Annotated in this window: 11 protein-coding genes; all 11 read left to right on the top strand. The window is 43.6% G+C overall.

What is annotated here, in order from left to right:
• The first annotated feature begins 10 nt into the window (after positions 1 to 10).
• Complete coding sequence (locus DUL71_RS30280; RefSeq protein WP_114941562.1) at positions 11 to 1,810, top strand: tetratricopeptide repeat protein; 1,800 nt, start codon at positions 11 to 13, stop codon at positions 1,808 to 1,810.
• Complete coding sequence (gene lolB1 / locus DUL71_RS30275; RefSeq protein ID WP_114941561.1) at positions 1,788 to 2,573, top strand: lipoprotein insertase outer membrane protein LolB1; 786 nt, start codon at positions 1,788 to 1,790, stop codon at positions 2,571 to 2,573. The genes DUL71_RS30280 and lolB1 overlap by 23 nt, the downstream gene beginning before the upstream one ends.
• Before the next feature lie 17 nt (positions 2,574 to 2,590).
• A complete protein-coding gene (locus DUL71_RS30270; protein WP_114941560.1) occupies positions 2,591 to 3,901 on the top strand; it encodes a murein hydrolase activator EnvC family protein in 1,311 nt (436 codons plus the stop codon).
• Between the two features lie 59 nt (positions 3,902 to 3,960).
• Entirely contained in the window at positions 3,961 to 4,398 is a 438-nt protein-coding gene (locus DUL71_RS30265) for a Sec-independent protein translocase subunit TatA/TatB (RefSeq protein WP_112575630.1), read from the top strand.
• A gap of 32 nt (positions 4,399 to 4,430) precedes the next feature.
• Positions 4,431 to 4,607, top strand: a complete 177-nt coding sequence (locus tag DUL71_RS30260) for a Sec-independent protein translocase subunit TatA/TatB (RefSeq protein ID WP_091219083.1) — start codon at positions 4,431 to 4,433, stop codon at positions 4,605 to 4,607.
• 103 nt (positions 4,608 to 4,710) lie between these two features.
• Positions 4,711 to 6,135, top strand: a complete 1,425-nt coding sequence (gatA, locus tag DUL71_RS30255; RefSeq protein ID WP_114941559.1) for an Asp-tRNA(Asn)/Glu-tRNA(Gln) amidotransferase subunit GatA — start codon at positions 4,711 to 4,713, stop codon at positions 6,133 to 6,135.
• A 66-nt stretch (positions 6,136 to 6,201) separates the two neighbouring features.
• Positions 6,202 to 7,479, top strand: a complete 1,278-nt coding sequence (locus DUL71_RS30250) for a lytic transglycosylase domain-containing protein (RefSeq protein WP_114941558.1) — start codon at positions 6,202 to 6,204, stop codon at positions 7,477 to 7,479.
• A gap of 317 nt (positions 7,480 to 7,796) precedes the next feature.
• Positions 7,797 to 8,165 (top strand): iron chaperone, encoded by a 369-nt coding sequence (locus DUL71_RS30245; RefSeq protein WP_114941557.1) that lies wholly within the window; start codon positions 7,797 to 7,799, stop codon positions 8,163 to 8,165.
• A 146-nt stretch (positions 8,166 to 8,311) separates the two neighbouring features.
• The gene (locus DUL71_RS30240; RefSeq protein ID WP_114941556.1) at positions 8,312 to 10,591 is read left to right on the top strand and encodes an NADP-dependent malic enzyme; all 2,280 of its coding nucleotides are present in this window, start codon (positions 8,312 to 8,314) and stop codon (positions 10,589 to 10,591) included.
• 286 nt (positions 10,592 to 10,877) lie between these two features.
• Positions 10,878 to 11,462 (top strand): Holliday junction branch migration protein RuvA, encoded by a 585-nt coding sequence (gene ruvA, locus DUL71_RS30235; protein ID WP_114941555.1) that lies wholly within the window; start codon positions 10,878 to 10,880, stop codon positions 11,460 to 11,462.
• Positions 11,463 to 11,486: 24 nt separating this feature from the next.
• Complete coding sequence (gene sov, locus DUL71_RS30230) at positions 11,487 to 18,497, top strand: T9SS outer membrane translocon Sov/SprA (protein ID WP_244228885.1); 7,011 nt, start codon at positions 11,487 to 11,489, stop codon at positions 18,495 to 18,497.
• Positions 18,498 to 18,625 lie beyond the last annotated feature (128 nt).

The raw sequence follows: 18,625 nt of genomic DNA, 5'->3' as shown, positions 1-18,625 counted from the left end.
CGCAAGAAGAATGAAGATTAAGGAAGAGAATATTAGGTTGAGCGGTATGCAGAAAGCACGTTTGTTTTCTACTCCGTTCTTTGCTTCTTTATTCTTGCCTCTTGCCATCTTGCCGCTGTCCTTACGCGCTCAGCATAAAAAAACTGCCGATAATAAAACGCTTGCATCTGCGGGTAAGGTAATGAGTTACCAGGATAGTGCCCTGGTTAAACAGCTTTTCTTTTCGGCCCTGCGCGAAAAAACAATCGAGAACTATAAGCTTGCAACCGAAATGTTCGAGCGTATTTTACAGGCCGATCCTGCTAATGACGCATCGATGTATGAGCTGGCAAATCTTAAACGTCAACAAAATGATTTCGCAGGCTCCGAGCCACTTCTGGAGCAGGCTGTAACTTTAAATAAAGATAATGAATGGTATTGGGCGGCACTGGCTGATAGCTATGAGAAAACCAATACCATTGATAAACTCGAAAATGTTTTCAATCAACTTATCAGGCTTAATCCGGACAGATCGGAATATTATTTTGACAAGGCAAACGCGTTAAATATCCTCAAAAGATATGATGATGCACTAAAAGTGTATGATCAGATTGAAAAGCTTTACGGCCCGAGCGACGACCTTTTAGCCAACCGCCAAAAGATCTATTTAAAACAGGGTAAGGTTGATCTTGCCGCTTCTGAATTGGAAAAGCAGATAGCCGCCAATCCTAATGAAATTCGCTATTACCTGGCTCTTGGCGAGATCTATAACTCGAACGGGTTTAGTGATAAGGCACTCAAAATATTACAGCAGGCCGAAAAGCTTGACGCGCGTAATGGTTTAGTTCATTTTGCCCTTGCCGATATCTATCGCGATAAAAAAAATAACGAAGCCAGCTTTAATGAGCTTACACAGGGTTTTGCCATTCCTGATATCGGTATCGACCAGAAATTGAATATCATTTCGGGGTATTTTCCAAAATTTCCGGATGCCAACGCCAAGGCGAGCGCCCTTGAGCTGAGTCGCATTTTAACCATTGCGCACCCGGGTGATGCAAGGGCTTTTGCCATTTATGGTGATATGCTTATTCAGAATGCCAAATACAAGGAGGCAAAACCGGTGCTCAAAAAATCGGCACAGCTTAATGACCAGGTATATAATGTTCAGGAGCAACTGGTACGGTTGGAATTGGGCGATAATGATCTGGACGCTGCTATAAAGGATGGCGAAAACGCGTTGTCGTTATTTCCTAACCAGGCCTGGATGAATTACCTGGTTGGTGTGGCCTGGGCGCAAAAAAAGGATAATAACAAAGCCGTTGGTTACGTTAAAAACGCTACTTCATTAGAACTTCAGGATAAGGAACTACTTTCGTTAAGTTTTTCATTATTGGGCGATTGCTATCATGAGTTAAAGAACATTAAAAATTCTGACGAGAGTTATGATAAGGCCTTAACCTACAATCCGGATAATGCATTCACTTTAAACAATTATGCTTATTATTTATCGTTAAGGAATGAGCAATTGGAAAAGGCGGCTACTATGTCGGCACATTCCAATGAGCTACAGCCTAACACAGCATCGTTTGAAGATACTTATGCCTGGATCCTGTTTAAACAGAAAAAGTATGCCCAGGCAAAAGAGTGGATGGAGAAGGCCCTGGCGCATGATAAAGAAAATAGTGCGGTTAAGTACGAACATTATGGCGATATATTGTTTTTTGTTGGGAATACCGATGCTGCCTTAACTAACTGGAAAAAGGCTAAAGGCTTTGGTGAACAATCACCTGTTTTAGATCGTAAAATAAATGAAAAAAAATATAGCGAATAGTTTACTTATAGTTTGCTGCCTGCTGGTAATGGCAAGCTGTAAAGCACGTAAGCAAGTGTTGGTTGCCCGCAAGGCCGATTCGACGGCGAAGCCCAATGATGTTGCCAGTAAACTGGCGGCCATACGGGCAAGCCAAGTGAATTTTACCACATTTGCCGGTAAGGCTAAAAGTAAACTCAGCATTAATAATAACAGTAATGATGTTACGCTGAACATCAGGATTGCAAAAGATAAAATGATCTGGGTTTCTATTACCGCCGTATTAGGCATTGAAGCCGCCCGCGCGGTAATAACGCCCGATAGTATCCTGGTTATTAACCGCCTGCAAAGTGTTTATATTAAAAAGCCGTTCAGCTACATATATACTTATGCAAGTAAACAGGTTAATTATAAAACGCTGGAATCATTGCTGATTGGCAATGCCGTGCCCGAGCTTGTTAACGAGCAGGCCAGCATTGAACACGCTGATGGTAACACTACGTTGAGCGGCGCGCTGAATGATCTGGTTTACAAGCTGATACTTGGTCCGGATAATAAGGTTACGCAAACCAATCTGGATAATCAGGGCCAGGCCCAATCGCTACAGGTAACCAATAATGCCTTTATCCAGGCAACAAACAGGATACTGCCATCGCAAATAGATATAGCTTCAGTAGTAAAAGATAAAAAAATACAAGTTAATTTGCATTATACTAAGGCCGATTTTGAAGTACAGCAAAACTATCCTTTCAGCATCCCTGAAGGATACGAGCCTGGCAAATAATTAATAAAGTTTATTTGATGAAGTTTTTTAAAGCAGTTTTCTTTTTATTATTGGTGTTTGCAGTGGTTACAGTACGTGCCCAAAGCAGTGACGAATTAAAACGCCGCAAAGCTCAGCTAAACAAAGAGCTTGAACAATTAAATGAAGATTATCAGGAAACTTTAAATAACAAAAAGGCTTCACTAAAGCAGTTAAGCATCCTCAAGGCGCAAATAAACCTGCGCCAGGAAAAAATTGAGAATATCAACTCGGAGGTAAGAAATTTGGATAACCAAATCTCTGAGAGTAATAATAACGTACGTAGTTTACAATCACAGTTAGACCAGCTTAAAAAGGAATACGCGGCCATGATCCTGTTTGCATACCGCAACCAGAGTGCGTACAATAAAATGATGTTCCTTTTTGCGTCAAAAGACTTTAACCAGGCTTATAAACGTTTAAAATATTTACAACAGTTTGGTACATACCGTGAGCGGCAAGCCAATTATATACAGGGAACACAAAAGGAGCTGCACGTTAAGATCAATGAGCTTGACCGAACAAAAGATGAAAAAAATAATCTTTTAAAAGATCAGCAAAAAGAAAAAGAAACGCTGGGTAATGAGCGCACCAACCAGGTTAAGCTGGTGAGCGATCTGTCACAGCATGAGGGGATCCTAAAAAAACAACAAAAGGACCTGCAGGCTAAGATTGTAAAAACCAACCGCGCTATAAACGACGCGATCCGGAGGGAAATTGAGGAAGCAAGGCGCAGGGCTGAAGAGGAAGAAAGACGCCGTGCAGAAGAAGCTGCAAGGCTGGCTGCTGCCAAGGCAAAGGCCGAAAACAAACCGGCTCCTGCCGCACCTGCTCCGGTTAAACCAGCTGCAACACGCAGTACATCAAGCGTGCTGAATGCTACGCCTGAAGCAGCCCGATTGTCAAACGACTTTTTGGGTAACCGTGGTAGTTTGCCATGGCCGGTTGCTAATGGTATTGTAACGCAGGGATTCGGTATTTATACAACCCCTGAAGGTATCCGCAGTGAAAGCAATGGTCTGGATATCCGGACTAACTCGGGCAGCGCGGTAAGGGCGATATTTGACGGTACCGTTGTAAAAGTGATGGACGTGAGTGGTACTTACCTGGTGGTTATTGTACATGGTGAATACTTTACTGCATACAGTAATTTACGGTCGGTTAGCGTTGCAAGGGGGCAGAAAGTAAGCACCAAACAAGCCATTGGGGTGGTGGCAACAGATCCATCAACAGGCGAAACAGAGGCTCACTTTGAAATTTATAAAGGAGCTACACCTGTTAACCCTAAGATCTGGCTGGCGCCTAACTAATTAGTTATGAACGATAAGAAATTTTAATTGTATATATTTGTATCCTTAAACAGAATGCTATGTTAAGTTCAGTTTTGTTATTTTTAAATATTGGTACAGGCGAGATGGTACTGATACTTTTTGCAGCATTGATGCTATTTGGCGGCGAAAAGCTGCCTGGCCTGGCAAAAAGCCTGGGTAAAGGCATCCGCGAATTCAAAGACGCCTCCGAAGATGTTAAACGTGAGATCAACAATCAGATCAATAATTACGAAGACAAAAAGCCGGAACCTAAAAAAGAGGAAACCCCGCTTTTAGATGAAAAAGCTTCAGAAGCCCCTGAAACAGCCGAGCATCATGTGCCTGTTGTTGAAAACAATGTTCCAAACACAATGCCAATGAGCGGTTACCATGTAAATACTCCTGCCGAGCCGGAACATGAGAGCCATATTAATCTAACTAAAGCTACTACTGAAAATCATTCTGAGGCAGAAAAACACGAAGAGTACAAATCTTAATATAATTTAATCATACATAAAAACTTAAAATCATGGGTGGATTAGGCGCACCAGAAATTATTCTGATCATCATTGCGATACTTTTATTATTCGGCGGTAAAAAAATCCCTGAACTAATGAGAGGCTTAGGAAAAGGCGTTAAGGAATTTAAAGACGCGCAAAACGGCGAAGGCTCATCTTCTTCATCATCTGAAGAAAAAAAAGCTTAATTCCCTAACAGGGATTAGGTTTTAATGCCGCTTTTACTTAGTATATGAACTTATCTGTTGATTTATTTCTTATTTCAACAGATAAGTTTTTTATTTTAGCCCCATGGCTAATATTTATTCCACTTTAACCGAGATAAAGAGTGGGTTACAACGTGCGGAAATTACTGTTGAAGGTCTTGTAAAAGGCTATTTGATCGAGATTGAAAAGAACGCTCATTTAAATGCTTTTAATGAAGTGTTTGCAGATGAGGCTTTGCTTGCCGCACAACATGTTGACAATAAAATAAAAAATGGCACTGCCGGTAAGTTAGCCGGTATGGTTATCGGCATAAAAGATAATATCTGCTACAAAGGACACGAGGTTAATGCCTCCTCAAAAATCCTGACCGGTTTCACTTCAATTTTTTCATCAACTGTAGTTGAACGCCTGCTGGCCGAAGACGCGGTGATCATTGGTCGTTGCAATTGCGATGAATTTGCTATGGGCGCTACCAACGAGTCATCATATTTTGGTCCGGTAAAAAACCATGCTGATGAAACTAAGGTTGCGGGTGGCTCATCGGGCGGCTCGGCCGTGGCCGTGCAGGCCGGGATGTGCCATGCGGCATTAGGTACCGATACCGGTGGTTCGGTAAGGCAACCTGCCTCTTTTTGTGGCGTTGTAGGTTTAAAGCCAACTTACGGAACAATTTCAAGGCATGGCATTATCGCCTATGCATCATCGTTTGACCAGGTTGGGCCAATCACCAAATCGGTTGAAGATGCTGCTTTATTGCTTGAAGTACTTGCCGGACCTGATGAGTTCGACAGCACACTATCGCAAACGCCACCTCCTGCATCATATACCAATCTTCAAAAGCCGGGCAAAAAGAAAATAGCCTACCTCCAGGAAGCTATATCAAGCCCGGGTGTTGATAATGAAGTAAAAGAAAACCTCATACAATATATAGACAAGCTGCGTGCCGATGGCCACACGGTTACCCCAATTGCTTTTGAACTGCTGGAATACCTTGTGCCGACCTATTACATCCTGGCGATGGCCGAAGCCTCATCAAACCTGGCAAGATATGATGGCGTGCACTATGGCTATCGCAGTCCGCTGGCTACCGATCTGCAATCAACTTATAAGCGCTCGCGTTCTGAAGGCTTTGGTAAAGAAGTAAAGCGCCGCATCATGACGGGTACCTTTGTATTGAGCGCCGGATATTATGACGCTTATTATGCCAAGGCACAAAAGGTACGCCGACTGATACAGGAAAAAACCAACCAGATACTGGAAGAGTACGATTTTATACTGGTGCCATCGGCTCCTGAACCGGCCTTTGAAATAGGTAAGGAAGAGAAAGATCCGGTGGTAATGTATCTTTCTGACATATTTACCGTACAAGCCTCTTTAACCGGTGTTCCGGCTATATCAATCCCTACGGGCAATAACAGCAATGGTTTGCCGTTAGGTTTACAGTTATTAACAAAGCACTTTGGCGAGCAGCAGCTATTAGATTTTGCCAAATATTTTCTTGAACTGTAATAAAAATGATATTTTAGTAAAATGCTGATGCTTTGGGCATTATAAATTAATCAAATCCCGCACTAAATGAAGAGATTATTTACGCTGACCATTTGCCTCTTATCACTCCAAATTTTACAGGCCGAATCAATAACAACCAATTCGGCAAAAACAGTTAAGCAAGTAAACCAGGTAACCAGGGTTAACGCAGATGCTATAAATGCTGATACCACCATTTTACCGGTGCTTAATCAGCCAATGCCCTTAAGTTCATACGGTGGTATGTATAAACGCAGGTTAGATTCTATCCGTAAGGATATCCAGCTTGACTATAACGAATATGTGCAGGCCTATATCGACCTGTATATGCACAACCGCGACGAAATGGGACAGGTTGCCGGCTTAACCAAATATTACTTCCCTATTTATGAAAAAGCTTTTCGTGAAGCCGGTATCCCCGATGAAATAAAGTTTTTGTCTATTGTTGAATCAAAGCTTGATCCTAACGCGGTATCAAGGGTTGGGGCAACAGGTCTTTGGCAATTTATGGGTACCACTGCAAAAATTTACGGTCTTAACATGGATAACTATGTTGATGAGCGCCGTGACCCAATCCAGTCGAGCTATGCGGCGGCGGCCTACCTAAAAGATGCCTATCAGGAGTTTGGCGACTGGCTGCTGGCCATTGCTTCATATAATTGTGGTAAAAGTAATGTAGAGCGTGCTGTTGAAAAAGCAGGTGGTGTAACTGATTTCTGGAGCATCCGTCAGTACCTGCCTGTTGAAACCCGTGGTTATGTACCAGCTTTTATCGCCATGAACTATGTAATGAACTATTTCAATAAGCATAACATTGTGGCACAAGCCTGTAATTTCTCTACCCGTACTGATACGGTGATGGTGAAGAGGGTAGTGCCTTTGAGCAACGTTGCCCAGGCACTTGATGTTAGCTTAAGGGAGATCACCATTCTTAATCCATCGTACCGAATGGCGGTAGTTAATGGTAGTCCTAAAACACCACGCAGGCTTATTATTCCGCAAACCGCAAAAGGTAATTATGCTGCTTTGTATAATGTATTAAATGGTGTTGATGCTCCAATATCAACAGCTGCAGCTAAACCGGCTACTTATGCCGCTGTTCAATACTCACCGGCTAAATCGGAGCGCCATATTCCAACCCATCATAAAGTAAGAAAAGGCGAAACCCTTGCCTCCATAGCTGATAAGTTTGGCTGCGAAGTATCTGACCTGAAGGTTTGGAACCATCTTAAAACTAATCGTGCACCAGTAGGCGCTATGCTGAAAGTATCGGCCGGTGAAGTTGCTGCCAATGTGCAGGATGACGGCGGGTATTCGAAGAATTAAGTTTTATATTAGTATATAATAGAATTATAAAAGGCGTCATTGCGAGGAACGAAGCAATCCCCGGTTAGCAGGTCCGCCCTGTATAGTTTGGGATTGCTTCGTTCCTCGCAATGACGCCTTTTTGAAGAAAGTTTATTAGAAATAAGAAACTTCCGCAACCGATGTCTGGGACGTAAACAAAACCATGTCATTATAAGCGAAGCATGGCAATCGCACGGAAGCATAGCCGCCCTGTATAGCATGCGATTGCTTCGTCGTTCCTCCTCGCAATGACATGTTTTTTTTCGTAGATTTATTTCAACCAATTACTCATCAACATGGAAAAGCCAAAGGAGAATATTGATGAATATATCGCCGGTTTCCCGGAGGATGTTCAACAGAAACTGCAGTTGGTACGGGCTACGATAAAGGCAGCTGCTCCGGAAGCCGAAGAGGCTATCAAATATGCTATTCCTACGTTTATACTTAACGGCAATTTGGTGCATTTCGGCGGCTTTAAAAATCACATTGGTTTTTACCCGGCCCCGCAAGGTTTAGAAGAGTTTAAAGAAGAACTTTCGGGCTATAAAGGCGCTAAAGGTTCAGTTCAGTTTCCGTTAGATGAGCCGATGCCATTGGAACTGATCACCAAAATTGTAAAGTTTAGGGTACAAAAGAACATGGAGAAGGCGAAAAAGAAAAAGTAGATTTTTGCTAAATACAATCTTTTAAACGCATCTTATCAAAACATTAACCGTATTTTATCCTCTTTTTAACATAATCGTAAAAAGGGGCTTTTTTATGCTTGTTCCGTAAAAAGAATTGTAATTTTGGGCGCTTCAATTTGAAAAAAATGAATAAAACTAACCGAAAACAGGACGCGCTGAATTACCACTCTCAAGGCCGTCCCGGGAAGATACAAGTTGTACCTACCAAACCAACAAATTCGCAGCGCGACTTAACTATGGCTTACTCTCCGGGGGTAGCTGAACCATGTTTAAAGATCGCCGATAATACCGAAGATGTTTATAAATATACCGCTAAAGGTAACCTGGTTGCGGTGATCAGCAATGGTACCGCCGTATTGGGGTTGGGCAATATTGGTCCTGAGGCCAGCAAGCCGGTAATGGAAGGTAAGGGCCTGCTTTTTAAGATTTATGCGGATATCGACGTTTTTGACCTTGAGCTGAACGCCAAAAGTGTTGATGATTTTGTAAACATAGTTAAGGCGCTTGAACCCACTTTTGGCGGTGTAAACCTTGAAGATATCTCGGCCCCAACCTGCTTCGAAATTGAACGCAGGCTGAAAGCCGAAATGAATATCCCGGTAATGCATGACGATCAACATGGTACTGCTATCATATCAGGCGCGGCTTTAATGAACGCCTGCGAAATACAGGGGAAAAAACTGGATAAGATAAAAATGGTAGTTAACGGCGCAGGTGCTGCCGCGGTATCATGCTCAAAAATGTATCTGTCATTAGGGGTTAAAAAAGAAAACCTGGTGATGTTTGACATTAACGGCGTATTAAACCAGGAACGTACCGATCTTGATGATATCAGGATGGAATTTGCCACCACCCGTACCGATGTAAAAACACTGGCCGACGCAATGAAGGATGCCGATGTGTTTGTTGGTCTTTCGGCAGGTAATGTGGTAACGCCCGATATGTTGAAGGCGATGGCTAAAAAACCTATTGTTTTTGCAATGGCCAACCCGGTGCCTGAAATTGATTATGATCTTGCAGCCGGCACCCGCAACGATATCATTATGGCAACTGGTCGTTCTGATTTTCCTAACCAGGTGAACAACGTACTTGGTTTCCCTTATATCTTCCGCGGAGCACTTGACGTTAGGGCAACTGCTATTAACGAAGAAATGAAAATAGCGGCCACGCATGCTATCGCAGAGATGGCTAAAAAGCCGGTTCCGGAAGCTGTTAACCTGGCGTATAACCTTACCAACCTTAAATTTGGCAAGGATTATATCATCCCGAAGCCGATGGATCAAAGGCTGATCACCGAGGTATCTATGGCGGTGGCAAAAGCAGCTATAGCATCTGGAGTAGCCCGTAAAGTGATCACCGATTGGGATGCTTACCAGGAAGAATTAAGGTCACGTTTAGGTACTAATGATAAGCTATTGCGTAACCTTACCGCCAAAGCGAAACAGGATCCTAAGCGTGTTGTATTTGCTGAGGCTGATAATTATAAGATCCTGAGATCGGCCCAGATTGTAAAGGAAGAGGGTATTGCTACCCCTATTTTGCTGGGTAACGAAGCAAGGATCAAAAAGATCATTCATGATAACGACCTTGATTTAGGAGATGTGCACATCATTGACCCGCGCGAAGGCTGTGAGCACATGGACGAGTACGCTGAGTTTTTATACAACAAACGCCAGCGCAGAGGGGTAACCTTGTACGAGGCTAAGAAACTATTGGTAGACCGTAACTACTACGGCGCTTGTATGGTGCAGTTTGGCCGTGCCGATGCTTTAATCTCCGGCTTAACCAAAAACTATGTAACTACAGTGAAACCTGCATTGCAGATCATTGGTACCGAAGAAGGTGTGAACCGCGTTGCAGGTATGTATATGATGATCACAGCAAAAGGTCCGGTGTTTTTTGGCGATACCACGGTGAATGTAAATCCTTGTGTTAATGACCTCGTGGATATTACAGTACTCATAGAGCGCTCGGTAAAGCAATTTAATATCAGCCCGAGGATCGCAGTATTATCATATTCAAACTTTGGTTCAAACGAAGGTGAGGTTCCTGAAAAAACCCGCGAAACAGTAGCTATCCTGCATGAAAAGTATCCGGATATGGTAGTTGATGGTGATATGCAGGCTAACTTTGCACTCAATGCAGATTTGCTTGCGGATAACTTTCCGTTCTCAACGCTAAATGGAAAACCGGCAAATACACTGATCTTCCCTAACCTGGAATCGGGCAACATAGCTTACAAACTTTTGCAGGAGATAGGTGGCGCCGAAGCGGTAGGCCCTATATTGGTTGGCTTGAAAAAGCCGGTACACGTACTGCAATTAGGCAGTTCGGTGCGCGAAATTGTAAACATGGTTACCATTGCTGTGGTTGATGCACAGGCAAAAGCCGCTGCTAACAGTTAATAAAAACCCCTCTAAATCTCCCCCGGTAGGGGAGACTTCATAGAGATTTTTTAAAAAGCCCTCCCTTTGGGGGAGGGTTTGGGTGGGGTTAATAAGTATATCTTTTGATAAAGACGCTGGCATTTAAACGCTTAGCGTCTTTATTTTTTAAGCTGAGTATGCCGCAGCTTTTTGTTTGTCATTATATTAATATAATGACGCCGGAATTTTATCTTTGGATAATCACTGTAAAGGCAGTTTAGCCTGCAAAATCTTTGTTTTAATAAACTTAATAAAGTAATAATATATGTATGATTATATTAGTGGGAAACTAATGTTTAAAAGCCCGTCGTATGTGGTTATTGATGCAGGAGGGGTAGGGTATCATATCAATATTTCTGTAAACACCTACTCGGGCATAGGCGAAGACGAAAAATGCAAACTCTTTGCGTGGTTACACGTAAAAGAGGACGCGCACACCCTTTATGGTTTTGCTACCGAAGGTGAGCGCAGGTTGTTCTTACATTTGATCTCCATTTCGGGCATAGGGCCAAATACAGCAAGGATGATGTTATCATCCATAACCCCGGCCGAAATCCAGACGGCTATTGTAAACGGTAATGTTTCGCTGATCCAACGGATAAAAGGCATCGGCCCTAAATCGGCCCAGCGTATTATCCTGGAGCTGCAGGATAAGCTGCGCAAGGAAGGTCCGGATACATTAACAGTTGTACCGGTAAGCCAAACGGTTAAGGACGAAGCATTGTCGGCGTTGGTAATGCTGGGTTTTGCACGCAACACGGCCGAAAAAGTATTGGATCAGGAGATTAAGAAAAATAATGGCGAATTAACGGTTGAAGAGCTTATTAAGTTCGCGTTAAAAACTCTATAATTACGGATATATATCTACTAACTTTTGACCAAAGTATTTACTTATAAGACACTTATAAGTGTGTTGTTCATTGTGGTGTTTGGGGGGCTGGGTAATGTGTATGCACAACAAAAGCCTACTCCTGCGGCCAAAAATGATACAACCAAATCAAATGTACCAATAAACCTAACCGCGCCACGAAGCCAGCGGATGAGGGAAGGTATTTTCAATGCTGACCCGGCAAACCTGGTGCGTACCATTGAATATGATCCGGCCACCAACCGCTATATTTTGTACGAAAGGGTAGGGAACCTGCTCTATCGCCCGCCGCAATACCTCACGTTTGAACAATATTTAAAACTTAAAGAACGATCAACCCAGCGGGGCTATTTTCAGCAACTGGCCGATAATTATGCTTACGACTCTCAGCAGCCGGGCTTTATACCGCCTATAAAAGTGAGGAGCCATACGTTTGAACAGATCTTTGGAAGCTCGGTGATTGATATCCGGCCGCAGGGTTCGGCAGAGATGATATTGGCCGGGCAGGTAAATAAAAATCAGAACCCGCTTTTTAATACCCGTCAGCGCAGTCAGTTCAATTTTAATTTCGATCAGCGTATCCAGCTTAACGTAACCGGTAATATAGGCGATAAATTAAAGATCACTACTAATTACAATACAGATGCGCAGTTCCAGTTTGAAAACCAGATCAAGCTGGATTATACTGGTTCGCCGGATGAGATCATTCAAAAAATTGAGGCAGGTACGGTTAGTATGCCCCTTAATACTACATTAATTACCGGTAGCCAGGCGCTTTTTGGTGTTAAAACTAAACTGAAATTTGGCCGGTTAGATGTTACCAGTATCTTTTCGCAACAGCGGTCGCAATCCAAAACTATCACGATTACCAATGGCTCTCAGCAGGGCGAGTTTAGGTTAACTCCTGCCGACTATGAGGCTAATAAGCACTTCTTCCTGTCGCAATATTTCAGAAATAATTATAACAGGGCGCTGGCTAATATCCCGATCATCAGTTCCAATATCAACATCACCAAGATTGAGGTTTGGACAACCAACCGTACCAACGTAACAACCGATTCGCGCGATATATTGGGCTTTATTGATTTGGGCGAAAATAACCCATACAATAAAACACGAATTGTTGGTGGCGGTAGCGCCCTACCGGCCGGTTTTAAAGGCCCTGGTTTTGCACAGCAGTCCAACAACCTGTTATCGGTTTTGCCGCAAAATGCAAGGCTTACCAACTCTAATGATGTCGCCAACTTTTTCCAGGGATCGGGCAGTACAGATAATTATTCAAAACTAACCTACGCCCGTAAGCTTACCGATAAGGAGTATACCCTGCACCCGCAGTTAGGTTATATCTCCCTAAATTATCCTTTAAATAATGATGAGGTACTGGCAGTGGCCTACCAGTACACGGTTAACGGTGTACAGTACCAGGTAGGTGAGTTTAGCAGTGATGTTGCCGTTAACCCCAATACGCCTAACGTACTCTTTGTAAAGTTGCTGAAAGGCGAGTTGCTGAAAACCAATTTGCCGACCTGGGATTTAATGATGAAAAACATCTACTCCCTTGGTGCTTTCCAGATAGCCCCAACCAACTTTAAATTGACTGTTACCCGCCTTGATGATAAATCGGGTATCGAAAAAACGGTAATGGAAGAGGGCCAAAATACCAAAGGCAAATTGTGGCTGCAAATAGCAGGCCTCGATAACCTGAACCAGCAAAGCGATAAAAAGCCGGATGGCTATTTTGACTTTTTAGAGGGCATAACCATCGATTCGCAAAATGGACGTGTTTCGTTCCCGGTAGTGGAACCCTTTGGTTCGGATCTCGCGTCACAATTTACGCCCGGCGAAACTGACCTGGCCAAACGATACGTTTACCAGGCCTTATATGATTCAACCAAAACCATAGCGCAGCAATATTTCCCGGCTTTAAACAGGTATGTTATTAAGGGTACGTATACTTCAACGGGAGGTTCAGAATATCAGCTGAACGCGGTTAATATTCCGCAGGGCTCTGTAAACGTTACTGCCGGTACAGTAAAACTACAGGAAGGTAATGATTATACGGTTGATTATAACGCGGGGCGGATCAGGATCCTGAACCAGGCGCTGTTATCGTCCGGACAGCCTATTACCGTAAAGTTGGAAAACAACGAGTTGTTTGGTGTTCAGCAAAAATCGTTATACGGTACAAGGCTTGATTACCATGCCAGTGATAAGCTTCAATTAGGTGCCACCCTGATGCACCTCACCGAACAACCGCTTACTCAAAACGAAATAGCTGGTGAAGAATCTATTTCAAATACTATCTGGGGCTTTGATGCTAACTATAGCTCGAACTCACGTTTTTTAACAAGGCTGGTTGATAAGATCCCCGGTATTCATACCAAAGTGCCGTCATCCATCAATTTTTATGGCGAGTTTGCCAAGCTGATGCCGGGCAGTCCCGGAGCGCTGAACTTTGCGGGTTCAAAAAATGGAACGTCGTATCTTGATGATTTTGAAAATAGCCAGTCGGTAATTGATGTTAAGGCAGCCAATGCCTGGCAAATTTCGGGTACCCCGCAACTGTTTACCGAATCGACTTTGTTTGATAACCTGAGTTATGGATATAACCGTGCAAGGCTTGCTTTTTATAATATCGACCCTATATTTTATACCAATACAGGATCGATCCCCGTAACAAGAAGCGAGCTTTCCAACCATTACGTGAGGCAGGTGATTGAGCAGGAGGTATTTCCTTACAAGCAATCGGCCACGGGGCAACCGCTTAGCCTGGCTACATTGAACATGGCTTTTTATCCAACCATCCGTGGCCCTTACAACTATGCTACCACAGGCATTAATCCGGATGGTACTTTACAAAACCCTAAAACCCGCTGGGGCGGTATGTTCAGGAAATTGGAAACGAACGACTTTGAATCATTAAACGTATCATACATTGAGTTTTGGGTGCTTGATCCGTTCATTTACAAGCCAAACTCTGCAGGTGGTGATCTTTATTTTAACCTGGGCTCTATCTCTGAGGATATCTTAAAAGACGGACGCAAAAGTTTGGAGAACAGTTTGCCTGTTGATGGCGACATGACCAAGGTTGATGAAACCAACTGGGGCAGGGTATCTAAATTACAACCGGTTGTTAACGCTTTTGATAACAATCCCGATGCCCGTAAACTGCAGGATGTTGGTTTGGATGGTATGAACGATCAGGACGAGCAAACTAAATTTGCGCCCGTCGTTCAGCAAATAAAAGGTCAGTTGAACGCGCAGGCGGCAAATAATTATGCGGCCGACCCTTCATCTGACGATTATCAATATTACCAGGGCCCTGCCCTCGATCAGGCCCGCGCCGGTATCCTTGACCGTTACAGCAAGTATAACGGTACCGATGGCAACTCGAAAACAGCACAGCAATCGCAGGCCGAACTTGGTTTGCAAAACTCGGCCTCAACCTCCCTGCCCGATGGCGAGGATATTAACCGCGACAATAACATGAGCCAGGAAGATTCGTACTTCCAGTATAAAGTGTCTATGCGTCCTGCCGATATGGTTGTAGGTCAAAACTATATCAGCGATAAAGTTACCGCGCAGGTAAAACTGCCCAATGGTACAACGCAGGCTGTTAACTGGTACCAGTTCCGTATCCCGATCACTGATTATCAGTCGCGGGTGGGTAACATCCAGGATTTTAAGGCCATCCGCTTCATGAGGATGTTCATGACCAATTTTGCCGATACCGCGGTGCTCCGTTTTGCGACCCTGGAATTGGTGCGTGGCGAATGGCGTGCTTTCAACACCGAAAAAAATCCGCTGAATGTAATAGCTGATCCGGCAATTCAAAACCCGCCTATAGATAATTCGACCATTGACGTGCAGGCCGTAAATATCGAAGAAAACGGTAACCGTACGCCAATACCTTATGTGGTGCCGCCGGGTATCAACCGTCAGCGTAATTACAATAACCTGCAAACCAATACCAAGCTTAACGAGCAATCTTTATCGCTCAACGTAAAAAGCCTGCGCGATGGTTATTCAAGAGCCGCGTTCCGCACGTTTTATAACGACCTGCGCAAGTACAAACGCATGCAAATGTTTATCCATGCCGAGGGTGATTATTTAAAAGATAATGATCTGAACGCGTTTATCCGTTTGGGTGTTGATTACCAGGATAACTATTACGAATACGAGTTACCACTAAAAATAACCCAGCCGGGCACCAGCGATCCGGCAGCTATCTGGCCCGATGTTAACGAAATGGACCTGGAACTTGACCTGCTTGTACGCGCCAAGCTTGCACGCAATCACTCCAACGTGGCGTACAACCAGTTGTTCAAATACACAGAGGGAGATAAGGTGGTTTACATAAAAGGCCAGCCCGATTTAAGTAAACTGCGTACCATTATGCTGGGCGTACGGAACCCTTATAAAGGCACCAATGCTATTCCGGATGATGGGTTGGATAAATCGGGAACAGTTTGGTTTGATGAGCTGCGCCTTACTGATTTTGACCAGCGTGGTGGATGGGCGGCTACGGCAAGGATCGACGCCAAGCTTGCCGACTTTGCCGATATCACCGTATCCGGAAGTAAAACGACCATTGGTTTTGGTACTTTGGATTCAAGGTTGAATGATCGCAGCCAAAGCGATGATCAAACTTATGATGTGTCGGCTAATGTTGAACTGGGCAAGTTTTTCCCGGATAAAAGTGGTATCCATATTCCGGCGTATATCAATTTATCATCGCAAAGGAGTATGCCGCAATATGATCCCGGTGCACCCGATGTTGAATTGAAGGCATCGCTTGCAGCCGCTACCAGCACAAAAGAGCGCGACTCCATCCGGAACGCGGCCATTGATATAACCACCCGTAAAAGCATCAATTTTACCAATGTGCATAAGGCCCGGACAAACCAGAATGCCATTAACCACATTTGGGATATTGAAAACTTTAACGCCACTTACGCCTATACCGAATACAACCATCATGATTTTGTGACGCAGAACGATGTGGAGAAAACGTATAACCTTACACTCGCTTATAACTATACCAATCAGCCAAAATATTATAGTCCGTTTGCCAAGATCATTAAAAGCAATATGCTGGCCTTGTTCAGGGATCTAAACTTTAGCTTGTTGCCGTCACGGTTGAATTTCAGTATTAACTTCGATCGTTTTTACTCCGAGAACACCCTGCGGGATAATGATCCTAATAATTATATCCCTATCCCTACAACTACATTCAATAAGTATTTCAACATAACCCGTGTATATGGCATCGGCTGGAACTTATCGAAATCTTTACAAATGGATATCGATGCTACCAATTTATCGGTAGTGGATGAACCTGCAGGACGTATCAATGGTTTAAAGCGCGATACCCTGTGGGATAACCTGAAAAAGCTTGGCCGTACTACCAACTATAACCACACCATCAACTTTAATTATACAGTACCTATCAATAAAATTCCGGGGTTGGATTGGGTATCGGCCGTGGCCCGTTACAGCACACACTTTAACTGGCAAACGCAGCCGCTGTTTGCTATCAACAGCACCAATTATGATGTGGGTAACAGCATTCAAAACTCAAGGGCTATTCAGCTTAACCCAACTTTAAACATGGTTTCGCTGTATAATAAGTTCCCTTTTATCCGCAAGGCGAATAATCCTAATAAAAAGAATAATATCCTGATTGGCTTGCTAACCAGTATTAAAAACCTGAGTGCCACCTATACCCGTACGCAGGGTACCTTTTTACCGGGATACTTACCACAGTCGGGCTTTTTTGGCGCAGATGGAAGCGCTCCCGGATTGGGCTTTTTATTAGGCAGTCAGACAGATATCAGGGCCAAGGCGGTTGCCAACGGCTGGATCACGTCAGACACGCTGCAAAATCAGTTGTATACTACATCGCTTAATGAAGATATGCACTTTAGGGGGATCATAGAACCGTTTAAAGATTTGCGGATTGAGCTTACCGCATTTAAAACGCAGGATCATAATTATCAGGCTAACTTTAAATACCTGGCATCAAGCAATAGTATTGAAACGCTGAGCCCGGTTACATCGGGTAACTACAGCGTGTCATTCCTTACCATTGGTACTGCCTTTGAATCGGCCAAAGGTATTAACAATGTATCCAGTACCTTCCAGAAGTTTTTGGATGCCCGTACCGTGATATCACAAAGGTTGGGGCGCACCAATCCAAACTCAAGCGGCGTTACCGACGGATATGCGGATGGTTATGGCCCCAATTCACAAAACGTACTGGTACCGGCGTTTTTGGCGGCTTATGCGGGTAAAAATGCTTCGGGTAGTAACCTGTCGCAGTTTCCTAAAATTCCGATACCTAACTGGCAGGTTACTTATAACGGCTTAAGCAAGATCTCCTGGTTCCAGGATATTTTTGATTCGTTTGATTTGAGCCACGGCTACCGCTCATCATATAACGTAAGCGGCTTTACTTCGTTATTGCAATACCAGCAAGCCAACGGGGCATCATCTGCACGCGATTTGAATAATGATTTCCTGCCGTTATATCAATTTTCGCAGGTTACGATTTTCGAACAATTTGTACCCTTGCTGGGTGCAAGTATGCGTTTTAAAAACAGCATGACCGCCAATGCCGAGTATCGTCAAAGCCGTTCACTAAGCTTAAGTATGCTTAACAGCCAGTTGGCACAGCAAAATGAAAAGATCATTGTTTTGGGCTTTGGCTATCACACTAAAGATTTTCATTTCCCGTTTGGTTGGTTTGAAGGTATTCAGCATAAGGACGTAAACTTTAAGCTTGATTTTTCGCTTCGCGATAACAAAACACTCATTTACCGTGCGGATGTTGAATCGGCCGAGATCTCATCAGGTGCGCAAAATATAACCGTTAGGCCGTCTATTGATTATGTGATCAATCAGCGTTTTAACCTGAATTTATTTTACGATTCAAACCTTACCAAGCCTTACACTTCGCAAACGTTTAATACGTCGTTTACCAACTTTGGTATTAATTTGAAGTTGTTGTTGCAGTAGGACTGAGCGAAACGTGATGTATAATGTCAAAGCGTCATTGCTGCACGAAGCAATCCCCGATTTACAAGGCCGCTTTGTATAGTTCGCGATTGCTTCGTGCCTCGCAATGACGCTGTTTATGATCTTTT

Source organism: Mucilaginibacter endophyticus, assembly GCF_003351025.1.
GTDB lineage: Bacteria > Bacteroidota > Bacteroidia > Sphingobacteriales > Sphingobacteriaceae > Mucilaginibacter > Mucilaginibacter endophyticus.
This window is presented reverse-complemented; position numbering and strand designations above follow the sequence as displayed.